Genomic DNA, 18,083 nt, shown 5'->3' on the forward strand with positions numbered 1-18,083 from the left:
CACCGTATCCGGCGGATCCGAGCGAGCGCCGGTGCCGTCGGCGCACCGCGCAACCTTCGACCACGGGTTGAGACGATTCGGCCCGTGCGCGCGAAACCCCCGCGACCTCCCGGGGTTCCGGGCGCCCCCGCCCTACTGTGGCGGTGTGTGGTCTGCTGATCGACGGGATGAGGACCTCGTGGACGACGAGGAGTCGGCGCCCCGCGCCGAACGCCAGCTGACGGCCCCCCACGCCCTCGATGTCGGGGGCGAGGACTGGGCCTCCGGCAACATCGCCGCGCCCGCGTGGCGCGCATGGCGCGAGGAGCTCGCCGGCATCGGCGGCCGCTCGCCGCTCATCCACTTCCTCGACGCGCCCTCGACGCGCATCGAGCTCTCGACGACGCACCCCGGGGGTCTCGCGCGCTTCATCACGGGCGCGACGACGCTGCTCTCCAACCTCATCCGGGACGACATGGCGCTGCGCACCGCGCGCCGCGCCGCCGACCAGATCGCCGAGAAGGGACTCGAGCTCGCCACCACGCGCGGCATCGACGCCGTCGAGCTCGGCATCGGGATCGCGACCTGGCGCCACGACGCCGTCGACTACTGCGGCCCCATCCTGCTGCGCCCCCTCGCGATCCGGCGCGCCGGCCGCGACTTCGAGGTGAAGCTGCGCGGCGGCCCCCGACTCAACCCCGCCTTCGCGCACGCGCTCGAGACCCAGTTCGGGATCTCGCTCGACGCCGAGGCCTTCGTCGCCCTCACCGACGCCGACGGCACCTTCAAGCCGAACGCCGTCATCGACCAGCTCCGCGCGCTCACCGGGCACCTGCAGGACTTCGCGGTGCAGCCGCGCCTCGTCGTCTCCACCTTCGCGGAGGTCGCGACGGCGATGACCGCCGACGCCGCGACCCTCGAGCACCCCGTCCTCGATGCGCTCGGCGGCAACAAGACCGCGAAATGGACGCTCGAGCAGGCCGTCAACCCGGTCGAGTCGGGCGACCCCGACCGCCGCGAGCCGTCGACCGACACGCTCCTGCTGGACGCGGACGCCGAGCAGGAGCACGTGGTCGCCCAGATCGCGGCCGGCAACTCGCTCGTCGTGAAGACCATGCCCGGCACGGGCGGCACCCAGACGATCGTCAACGCGATCGGCGCGCTCGTCCAGCAGAACAAGCGCGTGCTCGTCACGAGCCCGCGCCGCGCGAGCCTCCGAGCGATCGCCGAGCGCTTCAGCGAGATCGGGCTGCCCGGCGTCGCCGTCTCGCCGCGCAGCCTCCGCCGCGACCTGGTGCGCGGCATCGGCCGCAACGAGAAGGCCCAGTCGCCGCAGGTCGGCGACATCGACGAGGCGCTCGTCCGCCTCCGCAGCGTCCTCCTCGACTACCGCGGTGCGCTGACCCGCCCCGACGGCGCGCTCGGCATCTCCGTGTTCGACTGCGTGACCGAGCTCTCCCGTCTCGCGCTGCTGCCCGATCCGCCCTCGACCGGGGCACGCCTCTCGCGCCGCACCGTCGAGGCGCTCGCCGAGGACCGCACGCTCGCCGCGACGACCATCGTGGATGCCGCCCGGCTCGGCGAGTTCCGCTACGGCCCCGGCGACTCGCCCTGGTACGGCGCGCAGTTCGCGAGCGGCGAGGAGGCGGGTCGCGCCCACGCGCTCGCGAAGCGCCTGCAGGCCGAGGGACTCCCGCGCCTGCTCGTCCGCGCGACCGAGCTCATCGGCTCGACCCGGATGCGCCCCTTCGAGACGGTCGCCGAGCTCGGCGTCTACCTGCGGCTCCTCACCGAGCTGCGCGACACCCTCGACCGCTTCGTGCCGGCCGTCTTCGACCGTCCGCTCACCGAGCTCATCGCCGCCACCGCATCCCGCCGCGACTCGCCCGCCATGACGGCGCCGAACCGCCGTCGGCTCAGGAAGCTCGCGCGCGAGTACGTCCGGCCGGGCATGCACGTCGGCGACCTCCACGAGGCGCTCACCCGCATCCAGCAGCAGCGCCTGCTCTGGCAGCGCTACGTCGCCGCGGGCGTCGCGCCCGAGGTGCCGGTCGGGATCGCCGATGTGCAGGTCGCCTGGCAGCAGGTCGCGCAGGACCTCGCCGTGATCGACGGCCCGCTCGGCCTCACGGGCGAGCAGCGTCTCGAGGCGCTCCCGCTCACCGAGCTCGGCAGCCGCCTCCAGCTGCTCGCCGCCGACAGCGAGGTGCTCGACAACCTGCAGGAGCGCAGCGCGCTCATGGCGACGCTGAAGCATCTCGAGCTCGACCCGCTCATGACCGACCTCTCGGCGCGGCACGTGCCCGAGCACCAGGTCGCCGCCGAGCTCGAGCTCGCGTGGTGGCGGAGCGCCCTCGACTCGCTGCTCGAGAGCGACCGCGCGCTGCTCGGCGCCAACACGGGCGTGCTCGAGCGGCTCGAGGCCGACTTCCGCCTCGTCGACGAGGCGCACGCCTCCGGCAGCGCCCAGCTCCTCGCCTGGCAGCTCGCGGAGAGCTGGAAGATCGGCCTCGTCGACTGGCCGGAGGAGGCGACCGCCCTCAAGCGCGCCCTCACCCGCCCCGGCGCGACCTCGCAGGCCCTCGCCCGCACCGCGCCGCACCTCGCGCGGCCCATCGCGCCGGTGTGGCTCGCCTCGCCCTACGAGATGGCGGAGGTCAGCACCGAGCTCGGCTTCGACGCCGTCCTCCTCGTGGATGCCGGGGCGATGACGATCGCGGAGGCCGTCGGCGGCATCCGCCGGGCCGCCCAGGTCGTGGCCTTCGGCGACCCCGTCACGCAGACCCCCGCCCCCTTCCTCACCGCGATCGGCGACCCCGACGCGGCCGACGAGCTGCCCGCCATCGACCTCGACGAGCTCCACGCGCGCTCGGCGCTCGCGCAGCTCTCCGGCCTCCTCCCGGTGCTCTCGCTCACCCGCAGCTACCGTGCCGGCGGCGAGGACCTCGCCGAGCTCGTCAACCGCCGCTTCTACGCGGGCCGCATCGACTCGCTGCCGTGGGCCGGCTCCTTCCTCGGCCACGGGAGCCTCGTGCTCGACTACGTCGACGACGGGACGGGCCTGCCGGACCCCGTCACGGGATCCGTCGAGAGCGTGGATGCCGAGGTCGACCGGGTCGTGCAGCTGGTGCGCCAGCACGCGACGACCCGCCCGCGCGAGTCCCTCATGGTGGTGACCGCGAGCGAGAAGCACGCCGTGCGCGTGCTCGAGGCGGTGCTCCGCGCGACGGTCGACGACACGGCGCTCTCCGACTTCGTCGCCGCCGACCGGCCCGAGCCCTTCGCGGTGACGACCATCGAGCGCGCCGCCGCGCAGAGCCGCGACCGCGTCGTGTTCTCGCTCGGCTACGGCCGCACGCCGCACGGCCGGGTGCTCTCCGACTTCGGCGCCCTCGGCAAGCCCGGCGGCGAGCGGCTGCTCGCGGTCGCGATGACCCGCGCACGGCGCTCGCTCCACATCGTCACCTGCTTCCGTCCCGCGGACGTCGAGGACGGCCGCATGCGGCACGGCGCCATCGCGCTCGCGGAGATCCTCGACGAGGTCGCCGCCCGCCACGCCGAGCCGGCGCTGCCGGACGACGGCGACCCCATGCTCGTGGACCTCGCCCGCCGCCTCGAGGCGCGCGGGCTGCGGGTCGCCCTCGGCCATCGCGGCAAGCTCGGTCTCGTCGTCGCGAACGGCGGCACCTGCATCGTCGTCGACACGGACGCGGTGCTCATGGGCCGGAGCCTGCGGGAGTCGCTGCGCCTGCGCCCCGAGGTGCTGCGCCGACTCGGCTGGCACTATGCGCGCGTGCACGCCTTCGAGCTCTTCGGCGACCCCGAGGCGGTCGCCGACCGCGTCGCGCGTCTGGCCGGGCTCGCGGCGGGTCCGCGCACGCAGGAGATCCCGATCCAGGGTGCCTGATCCCGAGGACGACGAGGGCGCCTCGGCGGAGCCGCGGCCCGCACGCCGGCGTCGCCGCGTGACGACCGCGCCCCCGGAGGGCTCCGACCCGCATCCCGAGCCGGAGGCCCCGCGGCACGATCGCCGCGAGAACGACGCGCGGATGCGCGCCGAGAAGCCGCCGCACTACTGAGCCGCGGGCGCGGCCTACTTCTCGGGCTGCTGCTGCTGCTGCTGCTGCGCGCCGCTGTTGAAGGCGGGGTGCGACTCGACGCCGCGCTGGCCCGCGTTCTGCGCCGCGAGGAGGTCGCGGATCTCGACGAGCAGGTCGGTCTCGCTCGGCACGGCCGGCGCGGGGGCCTCGTCGTTCTCGCGCTTCTTGAAGGCCTTGGACTTGAGGTAGTTCATCGGCACGATCAGCGCGAAGTAGACGACCGCGGCGATGAGCAGGAACTGGATCAGCGCCGAGAGCACGCGGCCCCAGGAGAGCACGATCGCCTCCGAGCCCTCGCTCGCCTCGCGGATCGTGATGCCGGCGCCCGCGATCGAGTCGGCGTTGAAGAGCAGCGCGATCACCGGGTTGAAGATGCCCTCGACGAGCGCCGTGACGATCGCGGTGAAGGCCGCGCCGATGACGACCGCCACCGCGAGGTCGATGACGTTGCCGCGGAGGATGAAGTCCTTGAATCCCTTGAGCATGAGCGGGGGCTCCCTAGCTGGTCGAGGTGCTGCCGCCGGACGAGGTCGAGCCGCCGGAGGAGGAGGTCGGGGCGGGCGCGCTCGAGGACGAGCCGGAGCCGCCGGAGGAGGACGAGGAGGAGCCCGAGGTCGAGCCCGCGCGGCTGTCCGTCCGGTAGAAGCCCGAGCCGTTGAAGGTCACGCCCACCGCACTGAACAGCTTCCGCAGCCGCCCGCGGCAGCTCGGGCACTCGGTGAGCGAGTCGTCCGTGAAGGACTGCTGGATGTCGAAGGCGTTCCCGCACTCGGTGCAGCGGTAGGAGTAGGTGGGCATGGGTCCTCGGGCGGGTCGTCAGGCGCGGAGCTCGACGATGCCGCTCGGCGTCACGACCCCGTCGACGGGCATGTCGTGGCGCTCGCGCGGGACCTCGTCGATGAGCTCGTCGTCGAAGATCACAGCATAGACGGGCGGGCAGTTCTCCATCGATCCGAGGGTCTTGTCGAAGTAGCCCCGACCCCAGCCCATGCGCAGCCCGCTCCGGTCGACGGCGGCCGCGGGCACGACGATGAGGTCGACCTCGTTGATCGCGATGGGTCCCAGGATCTCGCTCGTCGGGGTCGGCATCCCGAGGATGTCGGACTCCTCCGCCTCGCCGTCGTAGGGCGCCCAGTCGAGGAGGCCGTCGACGCGGGAGATGGGGAGGAGGACGCGGGTGCCGCGGGCGTCGAGCTCGCGCAGCCAGGCGCGCGTGCCCGGCTCGTCGGGCGTGGAGAGGTAGGCGGCGATGGAGGCGGCGCCGATGCGCTCGCTGAGCTCGAGCAGGCGGGCGGTGATGCCCGCCTCGGCGGACTCCCGCTCGCTCGCGGTGCGATTCCGCCGTCGTCGGCGGAGCTCGGCGCGGAGGGCGCGCTTCCGGTCCTCGATGTCGTCCGACACACTGCGATTCTAGGTGCGCCGCCCGCTATGTTTGACGAATGGCCCCCGTCACGAAAGCCGTCGTCCCGGCCGCAGGCCTCGGGACCCGCTTCCTGCCCGCGACCAAGGCGATGCCGAAGGAGATGCTCCCCGTCGTCGACAAGCCCGCGATCCAGTACGTCGTCGAGGAGGCGGTCGCCGCCGGCCTCACCGACGTGCTCATGATCACGGGCCGCAACAAGAACGCGCTCGAGAACCACTTCGACCGCGTCGGCGAGCTGGAGTCGACGCTCGAGCGCAAGGGCGACTCCGACAAGCTCGAGAAGGTCAACTACTCGACCGGCCTCGCGGACGTCCACTACCTCCGCCAGGGGGACCCGAAGGGCCTCGGCCACGCGGTCCTCCGCGCGAAGATGCACGTCGGCCACGAGCCCTTCGCGGTGCTGCTCGGCGACGACCTCATCGACCACCGCGACGTGCTCCTCACGCGCATGCTCGACGTGCAGCAGCAGCGCAGCACGACGATCGTGGCGCTCCTCGAGGTCGACCCCTCGGTCGCGCACCTGTACGGCATCGCGACCGTCGAGCCCACCGACGAGGAGGACGTGGTGCGGATCACGGGACTCGTCGAGAAGCCCGCGCCCGGCACGGCGCCCTCGAACCTCGCCATCATCGGGCGCTACGTCCTGCGCCCCGAGATCTTCGACATCCTCGAGCGCACCGAGCCCGGCAAGGGCGGCGAGATCCAGCTCACCGACGCGCTGCAGGAGATGGCGGACGGTCCCGACTGGGCGGGCGGGGTCCACGGCGTCGTCTTCCGCGGCCGCCGCTACGACACGGGCGACCGGGCCGACTACATCAAGGCGGTCGTGCAGCTCGCGGTCGAGCGCGAGGACCTCGGTCCCGAGCTCCGCCCGTGGCTGCGCGAGTTCGCGGCGGGACTGGGTGACGGCGATGGGGATCCCGACCCTTCGTGACGGCGAGGTCGCGATCCGGCCGATCCGGCTCCGGGACGCGCGCGCCCTCGAGCGCGAGCTCGTCGAGAACCGCCGCTGGCTGCGCCGGTGGGAGGCGACCAGCCCGCACGGCCCCGCCGCCTTCGACGCGCGCGCCGGCATCCGCGCCCTCCTCGCGAATGCGCGCGCCGGCCTCGGGGCGCCGTTCGCGATCGAGGTGGGCGGCGAGTTCGCGGGGCAGCTCAACGTCTCCGGCATCGTCTACGGCTCGCTCTCCTCGGCGACGATCGGCTACTGGGTCTCGGAGCGCTTCGCGGGCCGCGGCGTGACGCCCGCGGCGGTCGCGCTCGCGACCGACCACTGCTTCTTCGGGCTGGGGCTGCACCGCATGGAGATCTGCATCCGCCCGGAGAACAAGGCCAGCCTCCGGGTGGTCGAGAAGCTCGGCTTCCGCTACGAGGGTCTGCGCCGGCGGTACATCCACATCGACGGCGACTGGCGCGACCACTTCTGCTTCGCCCTCACGGTCGAGGAGCTCCCGCAGGGTCTGCTCCGGCGCTGGCGCGACGGACGCGTGCCGGCGAGCGCCGCGACCATCCCGGACCAGGACCGCGTCGCGGCCATGCGGCCGCTCCGCTACCCCTGAGGCGGGGCCCGGCCGCGCATCCGCCGATCCCGCTCCGAGATCGGCGGCGCCCGGGGTGGCGCGCCGCCGCGCCCGCATCCCGCCCGTACCGTGTGCGCATGGAGTTCACCGGGGGCAGCACGGGCATCATGCTCCTCGTGGCCGCGGTCCTCTGGTTCGCCTACCTCGTGCCGACCTGGGTGCGCCGAAGCGAGTACCTCGCGACGGAGCGCAACGCGACCCGGCTGCAGCAGACGCTGCGCATCATGGCCGAGTCCGCGGAGGTCCCCGAGCAGGTGCGCCTCGAGGTCCGGGCCCGGGATGCGGCGGCGCAGGAGCGCGTGCTCCGCGCCCGCGAGAAGGAGGCCGAGCTCCGGCGCCGCGCCCGCGAGCGCGCCGCCCTCGAGGAGCTCGCCCGCCACCGCGACCCGCTCGTGGAGCGCGTCGAGCTCGCCCGCCGCCGCCAGCGCCGCACCCGCCTCGCCGCCACGCTCGTCCTGCTCGGCGCGCTCGCCGCGGCCGGCATCCAGATCGTCCTCATGGCGACGACGGGCGCGGTCGCCGCGTCGTGGGCGGTGCTCGCGGTCGCCGGCGTCGCCGTCTCCCTCGCGCTCGGCACCCACCGTCAGCTCGCGAAGCGCCGCATCCGCCTGCCCAGGATCGCGGAGGCCGCCACGCCGCGACGCCGCGTCGAGCGGCGCGCGGAGCCGGTCGAGCGCGCCGAGCCGCGGCCGGCCGCGGACCGGTCGTGGACGCCCGTGCCCGTGCCGCGCCCCCGCTACCTCGGGCAGCCCGAGCACCAGGAGCTCCGCCCCCAGCCGGACGCCGAGCAGCTCATGCGCGACGCCTCCGAGGCGGCGCAGGCGGCGCTGCGCGCGGCGCACCGCGCGCCCGAGGTGCTCGCGTTCCCGATGCCGACCGAGCCAGTGCGCCGCCGGGCGGAGACGCCCGCTCCGGTGCCCGCCGCACCCGCCGCCGCGAGCGCCTCGACGGCGCCCGCGCGCCCGGCTGCGACCGGGTCGACCCCCGCGGCCCCGAGCCGCTGGTCGCGGATGGGCCTCGTCGACGACCTCGACGCACAGGCCGCCCCCGACGTCGATGCGATGCTCCGCCGCCGCCGGGCGGCCGGCTGAGCGGATGAGCTCGCTCGAGCGGCACGACGACTACGACGGCCCCGCCCTCGACGAGGCCGAGTTCCCCGGCGAGCCGATCGACCGCATCCGCGGCTGGCTGGCGGAGGCCGAGGCGACGGGGATGCCGGACCCGAACGCCATGGTCCTCTCGACCGTCGACCCCGACGGCGCGCCCTCCAGCCGGACCGTGCTGCTCAAGGCGATCGAGGGCGGACGGCTCGAGTTCGTGACGAACGCCGGCTCTCGGAAGGGCCGCGCGCTCGCGCACGAGTCCCGCGTCGGGCTCCTCTTCCCCTGGTATCCGCTGCGACGGCAGGTCGTGATCCAGGGCACGGCGGCCCCGGCCCCCGAGGCGATCAGCGACGCCTACTGGGCGAGCCGACCGCGGGGTTCCCAGCTCGGCGCCTGGGCGAGCGAGCAGTCGCAGCCGATCGGATCGCGCGAGGACCTCGACCGGCGGGTCGCGGAGGCGGAGGCGCGCTTCGCCGGGCAGCACGCGATCCCGAGGCCCGATGGCTGGGGCGCCTGGCTCGTCGAGCCGCATCGGATCGAGTTCTGGCAGGGGCGACCCTCGCGGGTCCACGACCGCATCCTCCTCAGCCGCGACGAGGGTGCGCCGGCCGGCTGGCGGGTGGAGCGGCTGCAGCCGTGATGCGGGCATGCTCCCGAGGGTGATGCGGCCGGCCGTCGCGCGCGTCACGCGCACGCGCTGGTTCCGGCGCCACGGGCCGCGGATCATGCCCCGGCTCGAGCGCGTCGTGTCGGCGCTGACGGGCGGCCGGGTCGTGTCGAGCGGCCTCATCGTGCCCTCGCTCGTGCTCCACACTCGGGGTGCCCGGAGCGGCGAGCCGCGCCGCGTCGAGCTCATGTGCTGCCCGACGGAGGGCGGCGCCATCTACGTGACCGGCAGCAACTTCGCGCGCGAACGGCACCCCGCCTGGACCTGGAACCTGCTCGCGCATCCCGAGGCGGAGATCGAGTTCCGCGGCCGCCGCATCCCCGTCCGCGCCGCGCTCGTGCCGGACGAGGAGCGGGAGGCCGTGTGGGCCGAGCTGGAGCGGAACTGGCCCGGCTACCGTGGCTACGAGCGGGCCGCCGGGCGGGTGCTGCGGATCTTCCGGCTCGAGCCGCGCTGAGCCCCGTCTCGATTTCGGCGGAGGTCGCCGCGCGTGATAGCGTTGCCTGGTTCTCGGGGCTGTGGCGCAGTTGGTAGCGCGTCTCGTTCGCAATGAGAAGGTCAGGGGTTCGATTCCCCTCAGCTCCACCAGAACAGAAGGGCCCGGCGCGATGCGCCGGGCCCTTCGTCGTGCGGAGCTCGCCGACTAGGCGTCGCCGAGCGGCACCTCGCCGCCGCCGTCGAGCAGCCAGTTGTAGCGGAGCCGGAGCGCCCGCTCGGTGCTCGCGACGATGCCGCCGACGACGAGCGCGACGTTCGCCCACGGCGGCAGCACGAGCGGCGAGCGGATGGGGTCGATGTGCTCGGCGAGGAACGGCAGCGAGGTGACGGTCTCGACGAGCTGCGGCAGCCCGAGCGCGAGGGCGACGACGAGCACGACGATCGATGCGGCGCCCATCGCCCGACTGAGCCCCGGTCGGCGGCGGTCCAGCCGCGCCCGCCGTCCCTCGGCGGAGGCGGGGTCGGGGGCGAGCTGGCGGGCGGATCCCGCCTCCCGCCCGTCCGCGTCGAGCGGCACGAAATGGCAGCGCTTCAAGCCGAAGCTGCTCGCGGCGACCTCGATGCGCCCGCCCGGGACGGGGAAGACGGCCGGCAGCTTCGAGACCGCCTGATTCGCGCCGTCGAGGTAGAGGCGGGCGCGCACCTCGCCGTCGTCGCCGTCGCCCATGAGCCGGACGTCGACCGACCAGAGCCGGGGCCGGCCATCGGCGTCGGGCAGGCGGATGTGGAAGAGCGTCCGGGTGAACGGCTGCCACCAGCGGTACCGCCGGAGCTCGTGGCCGTCGCCCGGCCGGACCTTCTTCCCTCGCATGCGGCCGCTATCGGCGCGGGTGGGACGGCAGCCCCGCGCGGCCTAGGCCAGCAGCGCCCGTGCCGTCTCCAGGTCGGTCACGAGCACGTGGATCCAGCCGCCCTCAGCGGCCGCGCGGATGGCGGCGAGCTTGCGGGCGCCGCCCGCGATGCCGACGATGCGCGGGATGGCGCGCAGCTGCCCGCTGCCGATGCCGACGACGCGGTCGTGGAGCTCGGCGTCGACGAGCTCGCCGTCGGGGCCGAAGAAGCGCAGGCAGACGTCCCCGACGGCGCCGTGCTCGCGGAGCGCATCGCGGTCGGGTGCCGAGACGGCGTTGCCGGAGGACTCGAGCAGCGGCGAGGGCTCGAGGCTGCCGATGCCGACGAGGGCGACGGTGAGGTGCGCCCAGAGCTCGGCGACGTCCCCGATGTAGCGGTCGCCGAGGAGGGCGTCGCGCACGGCGGGGGAGGCGACGATGCCGGGGGCGGGGAGGAACCGCGCATCGGCGCCGGTCACCTGGGCGAGCCGCTCGGCGAGGTGGGTCGCCTGCACCTGCACGCTGGGCGAGCCGACGCCGCCGATGAGCTGGACGACCTCGACGGCGCTGCGGGTGCCTCGGGGCTGCATGGAGTCGACGGTCGCGAGCAGGGTCGAGGACCAGGAGGAGATGCCGATGCGGTCGGAGCCGGTGAGCGTCGCCTCGAGGTACTGGGCGCCCGCGCCGCCGAGGGCGGAGAGGAGCGCGGACTCGCTGTCGGAGGGCGCCTCGGTGATGACGGCGTCGGCGAGGCCGAAGCGGTCCCGGAGCGCGTCCTCGATCTCGGAGTAGACGCCCGCGGGCGGGATGACGACGGTGCGCACGATGCCGGTGTCGGCGGCCTCCTTGAGGAGCCGGGAGACGCGCGACTGCGAGACGTGGAGGCGCTGGGCGATCTCCGGCTGTCGAAGACCCTGCTCGTGGTACAGCCGCGCGACCTTCGTCATGAGGTTGAGCCGGTCGGCGTTCGCGGCGCGGCGGGGCGCGGGGTCCAGGGCCACGTGCCCTCCTTCTCGGTGCTCGGGCGTGATCTCGCAGTCTAGACCCGCACGAGCGTTTGGGGTAGATATTCACTGTTGACATATCGAGTCGGCATCGTGAGGATTGGGGTAGCCCCGCACCCAATGAATAGGTATGCAGCAATGACGCACAGGCTCACCGCCGACCCGACCCAGATCGCGGACTGGGAGCACGCGCGCACCGCGATCGCCGACGCCGCCGATGCCGCCGCTCGCGACGAGCTCATCCGGGAGCGCGCGAACTGGACCCGCCGGAGCATCGTGCGCATGATCGACGGCGCCCGGGCCGGCCACATCGGCGGCGACCTCTCCGTGACCGACATCCTCACGGTCCTCTTCAACGCCGTCCTCGACATCGACCCGGCCGACCCCGACCGCGCCGACCGCGACCGCTTCATCCTCAGCAAGGGGCACTGCGCCGCCGCGCTCTACTCGACGCTCGCCTGGTGCGGCTACTTCGCGCCGGACGAGCTCTCGACCTTCATGTCGCCGATGTCGGCGCTTAACGGCCACCCGAACCGCGTCAAGGTGCCCGGCGTCGAGACGAACACCGGCCCGCTCGGGCACGGCCTCCCCGTCGGCGTCGGCACCGCGCTCGGCGCGCGCCTGCTCGGCACCGGATCGCGCACGGTCGTCGTCCTCGGCGACGGCGAGATGCAGGAGGGCAGCAACTGGGAGGCGCTCATGGCGGCCGCCCACTACGAGCTCGACAACCTGACGATCGTCGTCGACCGCAACCGTCTCCAGCAGGGCGCCCGCACCGAGGACACGAACCGCCTCGACCCGCTCGACGAGCGGCTCGCCAGCTTCGGCTGGGAGGTGCGCGTCGTCGACGGGCACGACTACGGCCAGCTCCTCGAGGCCTTCGGGCCCTCGACGACCGGCCGCCCCGTCGCGATCGTCGCGAACACCGTCAAGGGCAAGGGCGTCTCCTTCATCGAGGATCGCGTCGAATGGCATCACAAGGTCCCGTCGGCCGAGCAGGTCGCGACCGCACTGGAGGAGCTGGCATGAGCGCCGAGACCAGCGCGGCGCCCGCCGTGCACGACAACCGCATCGCCTTCGCCGAGCAGCTCATCGAGCTCGCGCGCACCGACGAGCGCATCGTCGCCGTCTGCAACGACTCGGTCGGCTCCTCGAACCTCACCGCCTTCCGCGACGAGTTCCCGGACCGGCTCATCAACGTCGGCATCGCCGAGCAGGACATGGTGGGCGTCGGCGCCGGCCTCGCGAACGCGGGCCTCATCCCCTTCGTCTGCGCGGCCTCGCCGTTCCTCACGGGGCGCTCGCTCGAGCAGGTGAAGGCGGACGTCGCCTACAGCCGCCACAACGTCATCCTCTGCGGCATGAGCCCCGGCATGGCCTACGGCGAGCTCGGCCCCACGCACCACTCGGTCGAGGACCTCTCCTGGCTCCGCGCGCTGCCCGGCCTCGACATCCTCGTGCCGGCCGATCGCGCGCAGACGCGCGACGCGGTCCGCCAGGCGGCGGCAGACCCCCGGCCGATGTTCATCCGCGTCGGCCGGCACAAGGTGCCCGACGTCACGCCCGAGGGCGCGGTGCTCGAGCGCGGCCGGATCGACCGTCTCCGCGACGGCGAGGACGTCACGATCGTCGCGACCGGCACGCTGGTCTCGCGTGCGCTCGCCGCCGCCGACGCGCTCGAGGCGCGGGGGATCTCGGCCGCCGTGCTCAACGCCGCCTGGATCGCCCCGTTCGACACGGCCGCGATCGAGGAGGCCGCCCGCGGCACGCGCGCGATCGTCACGGCGGAGGAGGCGAACACGGCCGGCGGGCTCGGCGCCGCGGTCGCCTCGGTCGTCGGACAGCTGACGCTTGACCGACATGTGTCGCTCCGTATCCTTGGACTCACCGAGTTCGCGCCGACCGGGAGCACCGACGTCCTCCTCGAGCACTTCGGGCTCACCGCCGATGGCATCGTCGCCGCAGCCGAGGAGGCGCTCGTCTCATGACCCGGCCCGCGGCGGATGCGCCGCTCCTGATCGCCGTCGATCAGGGAACCAGCGCGACCAAGGCGGTCGCGGTGGCCCGCGACGGCAGCATCGTCGCGGACGCGTCGGTGCCCCTCGCGCAGCAGCACCCCGCCTCCGGCTGGGTGGAGCAGGACCCGCTCGAGATCGCGCAGAGCGTCGTCGACGCGGTCGAGCGCGTGCTCGCGCAGATCGACCCCGCGCGCGTCGCCGGGCTGGGCCTGAGCTCGCAGCGCGAGTCGGCGCTCGCGTGGGACCTCGAGACCGGCGACCCGCTCGGCGCGATGCTCGGCTGGCAGGACCGGCGCACCGCGGCCACGGCGCGCGGGCTCCTCGACGCGGGCCACGGCGAGCGGGTCCGCCAGATCACCGGCCTCCCGATCGATCCCATGTTCTCCGCGCTGAAGCTCGCCTGGCTCCTCGACCGCCACGACCCCGACCGCACCCGCTCGCGCGCCGGCCGGCTCGCGGTCGGCACGGTCGACGCCTGGCTGCTCTGGCGCCTCACGGGCGAGCACCGCATCGAGGCGGGCAACGCGAGCCGCACGCAGCTGCTCGACCTCGCCACCGCCGACTGGTCGGATGAGCTCCTCGAGCTCTTCGGCATCCCGCGCGAGGTGCTCCCGGCGGTCGTCGCGAGCGACGCCCCGAGCGCGCCCGTCCGCGGCATCGCGGGCCTCCCCGACGGCACCCGCATCCACGCGGTCCTCGGGGACTCGCACGCCGCCCTCTACGGGCACGGCGTCCGCGCACCCGGCGCCGTGAAGACGACCTACGGCACCGGCTCCTCCGTCATGGGCCTCCTGCCCGAGGGCGCGGATGCCGGCCGCGGCCTCGCCCGCACGCTCGCCTGGCAGATCGACGGGGAGGCGCGCACCGCCTTCGAGGGGAACATCCTCGCGACCGGGGCGACCCTCGTCTGGCTGGCCCGCCTCCTCGGCTCCACGCCCGCGCAGGTCATGGAGCTCGCGGCCGCCGCCGAGCCGGGCGAGCTCGACCTCGTCCCCGCCTTCGCCGGCCTCGGCGCCCCCTGGTGGGACGAGGACGCGCGCGCCGTGCTCGTCGGCTTCGACCTCGGTGCGGGCGCCGGCCAGATCGCGCGCGCCGCAGCGGAGTCCATCGTGCTCCAGGTCGAGGACGTCCTCGAGGCCGCGGACGCCGCGGTCGGCACCCGGATCGAGCTCGTCCTCGCCGACGGCGGACCGAGCGCCAACCCGTGGCTCATGCAGCTCCAGGCCGACCTCGGCGGCCGCGTCGTCCGACCCTCGGCCGCGGCCGAGCTCTCGGCGCTCGGCGCCGCGCACCTCGCCGGCCGCGCCGTCGGGATCTGGAGCGACGCGGAGCTCGCCGCGCTCCCGCGCTCCCGCGCGGAGGTCGCGCCGCAGCTCGACCGTGCGTCCGTCGCGGCACGCCGGTCCCGCTGGCTCGACGCCGTCGCCCGCGCGCGCACGGCCCCCGTGATCGTCCCCGACCTCCTCCCCGTCCCCGACCCCGCCGACCAGCCCGCGCGCTGACACGGACCCGAACTGCAAAGGAGCAGGTGAGCGAATGAGCCCGACCACGCGAGAGACGACGACCCGCCTCCGCCCCTGGATGATCGCCGTCCCGGTGATCGCCGTGGTGCTCGTGCTCGCGGCCTTCAACGTGAAGGTCGTGAGCACCGAGGAGGCCGACGCGGGCGCCGCCGGCGGCTTCGACGCGGCGACCTTCGCCGAGGAGGAGTACCCGGGCATCGCGGGCGCCGTGGAGGCGGACGCGATCGATCTCGCCGATCTGCTCCAGCAGCTCGCCGACGGGGCGGAGGAGTCCGAGCTCGGGCACACCTCGGGCGCCTCGAGCGCCTTCGCCTTCCCGGTCACCTTCACCGCCACCGCGGGGGAGGCGACGCCGCCCGTCATGCCGGTGTCCGTGGAGGGGGTCCCGGACGACGTCACGGTGCAGGTGCAGGTGGGCCCCGCCGTCAACGGCACCGCGCTGCGGGATGTCACGGGCGAGATCTCCTTCAACGAGTTCACCAACCAGCTCGAGTACCAGAACGTCGGCACCGAGCTCAACAACCGCGCTCGCGCCGAGGTCCTCGACGACTTCGACGCGGCGGCCGCCGAGGGGAAGCAGATCGTCGTGACGGGCGCCTTCCTCCGGGTGAACCCCTCGCTCGTCTCGGTCGTGCCCGTGAAGATCGAGGTGCTGGGATGACGGCCGCCGCGACCGGGACCGGCGTCGTCATGCGCGCGGTCGGGATCACGAAGCAGTACGGCGGGACGCGCGCGCTCAAGGGCGTCGACTTCGAGATCCGCCGCGGCGCCGTGACGGTGCTGTTCGGCGAGAACGGCGCCGGCAAGTCGACGCTCATGAAGATCCTCTCCGGCGTCGAGACGCCGACCTCCGGCGCGCTCGAGCTGGACGGCGAGGAGGTCGCGCTGCGCGGGACGGTGCACGCCGTCTCGCTCGGGATCGCGATCATCCACCAGGAGCTGAGCCTCTGCCCGAACCTCTCCGTGCGGGACAACATCTTCATGGGGCGCGAGCTCGCCCGGGGCGGGATCGTCGTCGACGACCGCACGCAGGGCGACATCACGCGCGGCCTCCTCGAGCGGCTCGAGGAGCCCATCGACCCGCGCACGCTCGTCGCCGACCTCCGGCTCGGCCAGCAGCAGGTCGTCGAGATCGCCCGCGCCCTCGCCGGCGAGGCCCGCGTGCTCATCATGGACGAGCCGACCTCCGCCCTCTCCGGCAGCGAGGTCGAGGTGCTCTTCAAGGTGATCCGCGAGCTCACCGCCGCGGGCGTCGCGATCGTCTACATCTCGCACCACCTCGAGGAGGCGCTCGAGATCGCCGACCACGCGGTCGTGTTCCGCGACGGCGAGCTCGTCGCGCAGGCCGAGGCCGCCGACATCGACATCGAGTGGGTGATCGCGAACATGGTGGGCCGCAGCATCGGCGACCTCGCCCCCGACCTCCTCGAGGAGTTCGGCCCGGTCGCGCTCTCGCTCAGCGGGGTCAGCGTCGGCGACCCCGCGAACTCCTCCCGGCTCAGCGTCGACTCGCTCGACCTCGAGGTGCGCGAGGGCGAGATCGTCTGCCTCTACGGGCTCATGGGCGCCGGCCGCACCGAGCTGCTCGAGGCGCTCGCCGGGCGGGGGCGCGTGCTCTCCGGCACCGTCACCGTGAAGGGCCGCGAGCTCGACGCCGAGACGATCGCCGAGCGCATCCAGCTGGGCCTCACGCTCGTCCCCGAGGACCGCCAGCGCGACGGGCTCGTCCAGACCATGTCGGTCGGGCAGAACCTCTCGCTGTCGGCGCTCGGCGCCTTCGTCCGCGGCCTGTTCGTCTCGGACCGTCGCGAGAAGACGGCGATCGCGGAGGGCGTGCGCGACGTGCGCGTCAAGACCTCCGGGCCCACGGCATCCATCACCTCGCTCAGCGGCGGGAACCAGCAGAAGGTCGTCATCGGCAAGGTGCTCATGACCCGGCCCGACGTGCTCCTGCTCGACGAGCCCTCGCGCGGCATCGACGTCGGCGCGAAAGCCGAGATCTTCGGCCTCATGGCGCGCGAGGCGCGCCGCGGGCTCGCCGTCCTGTACGCGACGAGCGAGGTCGGCGAGGCGCTGACGACCGCCAACCGCATCATCGTCATGTCGAAGGGGCGGATCGTCCGCGAGTTCGACCCGAGGACCACCACCCGCGAAGAGCTCATGGTCGCCAGCGGCGAGGGCACGCACGACACGAAGGGAGCGGCACAGTGACCGCGACGACGACCGACCGGGCCGGAGCCCGCCGCCTCGACTGGGGCGCCCTCCTGCTCGAGGGGCGCGCCTTCATCGCGCTCATCGTGCTCATCATCGTGTTCGCGCTGCTGTCGGACTCGTTCCTCACGCTGAACAACGTCATCACCATGACGCGCCACGTCGCGATGAACGCGATCCTCGCCCTCGGGATGCTGTTCGTGATCCTCAAGGGCGGCATCGACCTGTCGATCGGCTCGACCGTCGGGCTCTCCGGCGTCGTCGCGGGCGTGCTCCTCCAGGGGCTGCGCATCGACTCGCTGGATGTCGTGCTCTATCCCGCCGTCTGGGTCGTGATCCTCTGCTCGCTCGCGGTCGGCACCCTCGTCGGCTTCGTGAACGGCTTCCTCATCACGCGCTTCAACGTCGCGCCGTTCATCGCGACGCTCGGCATGCTCTACGTGGCGAGAGGCGCGGCGCTGCTCATCTCGAACGGGTCGACGTACCCGCGCCTCGGCGGCGACCCGGAGCTCGGCAACACGGGCTTCAACCTCATCGGCGGCGGCCGCCTCCTCGGCGTGCCCTCCGCGATCTGGATCATGATCGTCTTCGCGATCATCGCCGTCTTCGTGCTCCGCAAGACGCCCTTCGGCCGCTGGGTCTACGCGACCGGCGGCAACGAGCGGGCCGCCGAGCTCGCGGGCGTGCAGGTCAAGAAGGTCAAGCTCCGCGTCTACATGATCAGCGGATTCTGCGCCGCGACCGCGGGTCTCATCATCAGCTCCGAGCTGACGGCCGCGGCACCCCAGACCGGCGAGACCTTCGAGCTCAACGCCATCGCGGCGGTCGTCATCGGCGGCGCGGCGCTCACCGGCGGCCGCGGCAACGTCCGGGGCGTGCTCCTCGGCGCCTTCGTCATCGGCTTCCTCAGCGACGGCCTCGTCATCGTCGGCGTCTCGACGTTCTGGCAGGTCGCCATCAAGGGCGCCGTCATCATCCTCGCGGTCGTCCTCGACCAGGCCCAGCAGCGCATCACGCGCTCCAAGAACGCCGCCCTCGCGGCCGCCGGGAAGGACTCGCCCCCCACCGGGGCGACGCCGACCGCGGCATCGCCAGACTCCGACAGCGCATCCGTGCACCAGCGCTGACCGGACCAGCCGCCCGGCAG

The 18,083-nt window shown here is 73.7% G+C and carries 18 protein-coding genes and 1 tRNA gene; 14 read left to right on the forward strand and 5 right to left on the reverse strand.

Features of this window, described 5'->3' with window-relative positions:
• The first annotated feature begins 178 nt into the window (after positions 1-178).
• Positions 179-3,886, forward strand: coding sequence for an AAA family ATPase (locus OF852_RS13460; protein ID WP_271119669.1), 3,708 nt, complete (start codon positions 179-181; stop codon positions 3,884-3,886).
• On the forward strand, positions 3,879-4,058 hold the full coding sequence (locus tag OF852_RS13465; RefSeq protein ID WP_271119670.1) for a hypothetical protein: 180 nt from the start codon (positions 3,879-3,881) through the stop codon (positions 4,056-4,058). Before OF852_RS13460 ends, OF852_RS13465 begins: the two co-directional genes overlap by 8 nt.
• A 14-nt stretch (positions 4,059-4,072) precedes the next feature.
• Here the strand turns inward: OF852_RS13465 and mscL are convergent, their stop codons facing one another.
• The 3 genes from mscL to OF852_RS13480 are packed head-to-tail and all read right to left on the reverse strand — an operon-like array spanning position 4,073 to position 5,480.
• Complete coding sequence (gene mscL, locus OF852_RS13470) at positions 4,073-4,564, reverse strand: large conductance mechanosensitive channel protein MscL (protein ID WP_271119671.1); 492 nt, start codon at positions 4,562-4,564, stop codon at positions 4,073-4,075.
• A 13-nt stretch (positions 4,565-4,577) separates the two neighbouring features.
• Entirely contained in the window at positions 4,578-4,877 is a 300-nt protein-coding gene (locus tag OF852_RS13475; protein ID WP_271119672.1) for an FmdB family zinc ribbon protein, read from the reverse strand.
• An 18-nt stretch (positions 4,878-4,895) separates the two neighbouring features.
• Positions 4,896-5,480, reverse strand: coding sequence for a 5-formyltetrahydrofolate cyclo-ligase (locus OF852_RS13480; protein ID WP_271119673.1), 585 nt, complete (start codon positions 5,478-5,480; stop codon positions 4,896-4,898).
• A gap of 38 nt (positions 5,481-5,518) precedes the next feature.
• Between OF852_RS13480 and galU the strand changes: the two genes are divergently transcribed.
• The 6 genes from galU to OF852_RS13510 all read left to right on the forward strand — a co-directional run bounded on the left by galU (position 5,519) and on the right by OF852_RS13510 (position 9,440).
• Positions 5,519-6,436: a UTP--glucose-1-phosphate uridylyltransferase GalU gene (gene galU / locus OF852_RS13485; protein ID WP_271119674.1), complete on the forward strand. Its 918-nt coding sequence runs from the start codon at positions 5,519-5,521 to the stop codon at positions 6,434-6,436.
• Positions 6,414-7,061 (forward strand): GNAT family N-acetyltransferase, encoded by a 648-nt coding sequence (locus OF852_RS13490; RefSeq protein ID WP_271119675.1) that lies wholly within the window; start codon positions 6,414-6,416, stop codon positions 7,059-7,061. The genes galU and OF852_RS13490 overlap by 23 nt, the downstream gene beginning before the upstream one ends.
• 98 nt (positions 7,062-7,159) lie before the next feature.
• Positions 7,160-8,173, forward strand: a complete 1,014-nt coding sequence (locus OF852_RS13495) for a hypothetical protein (protein WP_271119676.1) — start codon at positions 7,160-7,162, stop codon at positions 8,171-8,173.
• 4 nt (positions 8,174-8,177) lie between these two features.
• Entirely contained in the window at positions 8,178-8,825 is a 648-nt protein-coding gene (gene pdxH / locus OF852_RS13500) for a pyridoxamine 5'-phosphate oxidase (RefSeq protein WP_271119677.1), read from the forward strand.
• Positions 8,826-8,832: 7 nt separating this feature from the next.
• Positions 8,833-9,309: a nitroreductase family deazaflavin-dependent oxidoreductase gene (locus OF852_RS13505; RefSeq protein ID WP_271119678.1), complete on the forward strand. Its 477-nt coding sequence runs from the start codon at positions 8,833-8,835 to the stop codon at positions 9,307-9,309.
• Between the two features lie 55 nt (positions 9,310-9,364).
• Positions 9,365-9,440 (forward strand) — tRNA-Ala (locus OF852_RS13510).
• A 55-nt stretch (positions 9,441-9,495) separates the two neighbouring features.
• On the opposite strand, the gene OF852_RS13515 is transcribed toward OF852_RS13510, so the two are convergent.
• Together OF852_RS13515 and OF852_RS13520 are read right to left on the reverse strand one after the other, a co-directional pair.
• Positions 9,496-10,161, reverse strand: coding sequence for a hypothetical protein (locus tag OF852_RS13515; protein ID WP_271119679.1), 666 nt, complete (start codon positions 10,159-10,161; stop codon positions 9,496-9,498).
• A 42-nt stretch (positions 10,162-10,203) separates the two neighbouring features.
• Complete coding sequence (locus OF852_RS13520) at positions 10,204-11,181, reverse strand: sugar-binding transcriptional regulator (RefSeq protein WP_271119680.1); 978 nt, start codon at positions 11,179-11,181, stop codon at positions 10,204-10,206.
• 141 nt (positions 11,182-11,322) lie between these two features.
• On the opposite strand from OF852_RS13520, the gene OF852_RS13525 reads away from it, so the two are divergent.
• Genes OF852_RS13525 through OF852_RS13550 form a run of 6 tightly spaced genes read left to right on the forward strand, consistent with a single transcriptional unit; the run spans position 11,323 to position 18,063 of the window.
• On the forward strand, positions 11,323-12,213 hold the full coding sequence (locus OF852_RS13525; RefSeq protein ID WP_271119681.1) for a transketolase: 891 nt from the start codon (positions 11,323-11,325) through the stop codon (positions 12,211-12,213).
• Positions 12,210-13,172, forward strand: a complete 963-nt coding sequence (locus OF852_RS13530; RefSeq protein WP_271119682.1) for a transketolase family protein — start codon at positions 12,210-12,212, stop codon at positions 13,170-13,172. The genes OF852_RS13525 and OF852_RS13530 overlap by 4 nt, the downstream gene beginning before the upstream one ends.
• On the forward strand, positions 13,169-14,704 hold the full coding sequence (locus tag OF852_RS13535; protein ID WP_271119683.1) for an FGGY family carbohydrate kinase: 1,536 nt from the start codon (positions 13,169-13,171) through the stop codon (positions 14,702-14,704). The genes OF852_RS13530 and OF852_RS13535 overlap by 4 nt, the downstream gene beginning before the upstream one ends.
• A gap of 34 nt (positions 14,705-14,738) precedes the next feature.
• Complete coding sequence (locus tag OF852_RS13540) at positions 14,739-15,386, forward strand: DUF2291 family protein (RefSeq protein ID WP_271119684.1); 648 nt, start codon at positions 14,739-14,741, stop codon at positions 15,384-15,386.
• Positions 15,383-16,936: a sugar ABC transporter ATP-binding protein gene (locus OF852_RS13545; RefSeq protein ID WP_271119685.1), complete on the forward strand. Its 1,554-nt coding sequence runs from the start codon at positions 15,383-15,385 to the stop codon at positions 16,934-16,936. Before OF852_RS13540 ends, OF852_RS13545 begins: the two co-directional genes overlap by 4 nt.
• The gene (locus OF852_RS13550; RefSeq protein ID WP_271119686.1) at positions 16,933-18,063 is read left to right on the forward strand and encodes an ABC transporter permease; all 1,131 of its coding nucleotides are present in this window, start codon (positions 16,933-16,935) and stop codon (positions 18,061-18,063) included. The genes OF852_RS13545 and OF852_RS13550 overlap by 4 nt, the downstream gene beginning before the upstream one ends.
• Positions 18,064-18,083 lie beyond the last annotated feature (20 nt).

This window comes from Homoserinibacter sp. YIM 151385, assembly GCF_027912415.1.
In the GTDB taxonomy this organism is placed as follows: Bacteria; Actinomycetota; Actinomycetes; order Actinomycetales; family Microbacteriaceae; genus Schumannella.

What these genes read in the sequence shown, in the direction of transcription:
- OF852_RS13525 (WP_271119681.1), top strand. Translation starts at nt 11,323, where the DNA reads ATGACGCACAGGCTCACCGCCGACCCGACCCAGATCGCGGACTGGGAG.
- galU (WP_271119674.1), top strand. Translation starts at nt 5,519, where the DNA reads ATGGCCCCCGTCACGAAAGCCGTCGTCCCGGCCGCAGGCCTCGGGACC.
- OF852_RS13535 (WP_271119683.1), top strand. Translation starts at nt 13,169, where the DNA reads ATGACCCGGCCCGCGGCGGATGCGCCGCTCCTGATCGCCGTCGATCAG.
- OF852_RS13530 (WP_271119682.1), top strand. Translation starts at nt 12,210, where the DNA reads ATGAGCGCCGAGACCAGCGCGGCGCCCGCCGTGCACGACAACCGCATC.
- OF852_RS13545 (WP_271119685.1), top strand. Translation starts at nt 15,383, where the DNA reads ATGACGGCCGCCGCGACCGGGACCGGCGTCGTCATGCGCGCGGTCGGG.
- OF852_RS13515 (WP_271119679.1), bottom strand. Translation starts at nt 10,161, where the DNA reads ATGCGAGGGAAGAAGGTCCGGCCGGGCGACGGCCACGAGCTCCGGCGG.
- OF852_RS13505 (WP_271119678.1), top strand. Translation starts at nt 8,833, where the DNA reads ATGCTCCCGAGGGTGATGCGGCCGGCCGTCGCGCGCGTCACGCGCACG.
- OF852_RS13540 (WP_271119684.1), top strand. Translation starts at nt 14,739, where the DNA reads ATGAGCCCGACCACGCGAGAGACGACGACCCGCCTCCGCCCCTGGATG.
- pdxH (WP_271119677.1), top strand. Translation starts at nt 8,178, where the DNA reads ATGAGCTCGCTCGAGCGGCACGACGACTACGACGGCCCCGCCCTCGAC.
- OF852_RS13475 (WP_271119672.1), bottom strand. Translation starts at nt 4,877, where the DNA reads ATGCCCACCTACTCCTACCGCTGCACCGAGTGCGGGAACGCCTTCGAC.
- OF852_RS13495 (WP_271119676.1), top strand. Translation starts at nt 7,160, where the DNA reads ATGGAGTTCACCGGGGGCAGCACGGGCATCATGCTCCTCGTGGCCGCG.
- mscL (WP_271119671.1), bottom strand. Translation starts at nt 4,564, where the DNA reads ATGCTCAAGGGATTCAAGGACTTCATCCTCCGCGGCAACGTCATCGAC.
- OF852_RS13490 (WP_271119675.1), top strand. Translation starts at nt 6,414, where the DNA reads ATGGGGATCCCGACCCTTCGTGACGGCGAGGTCGCGATCCGGCCGATC.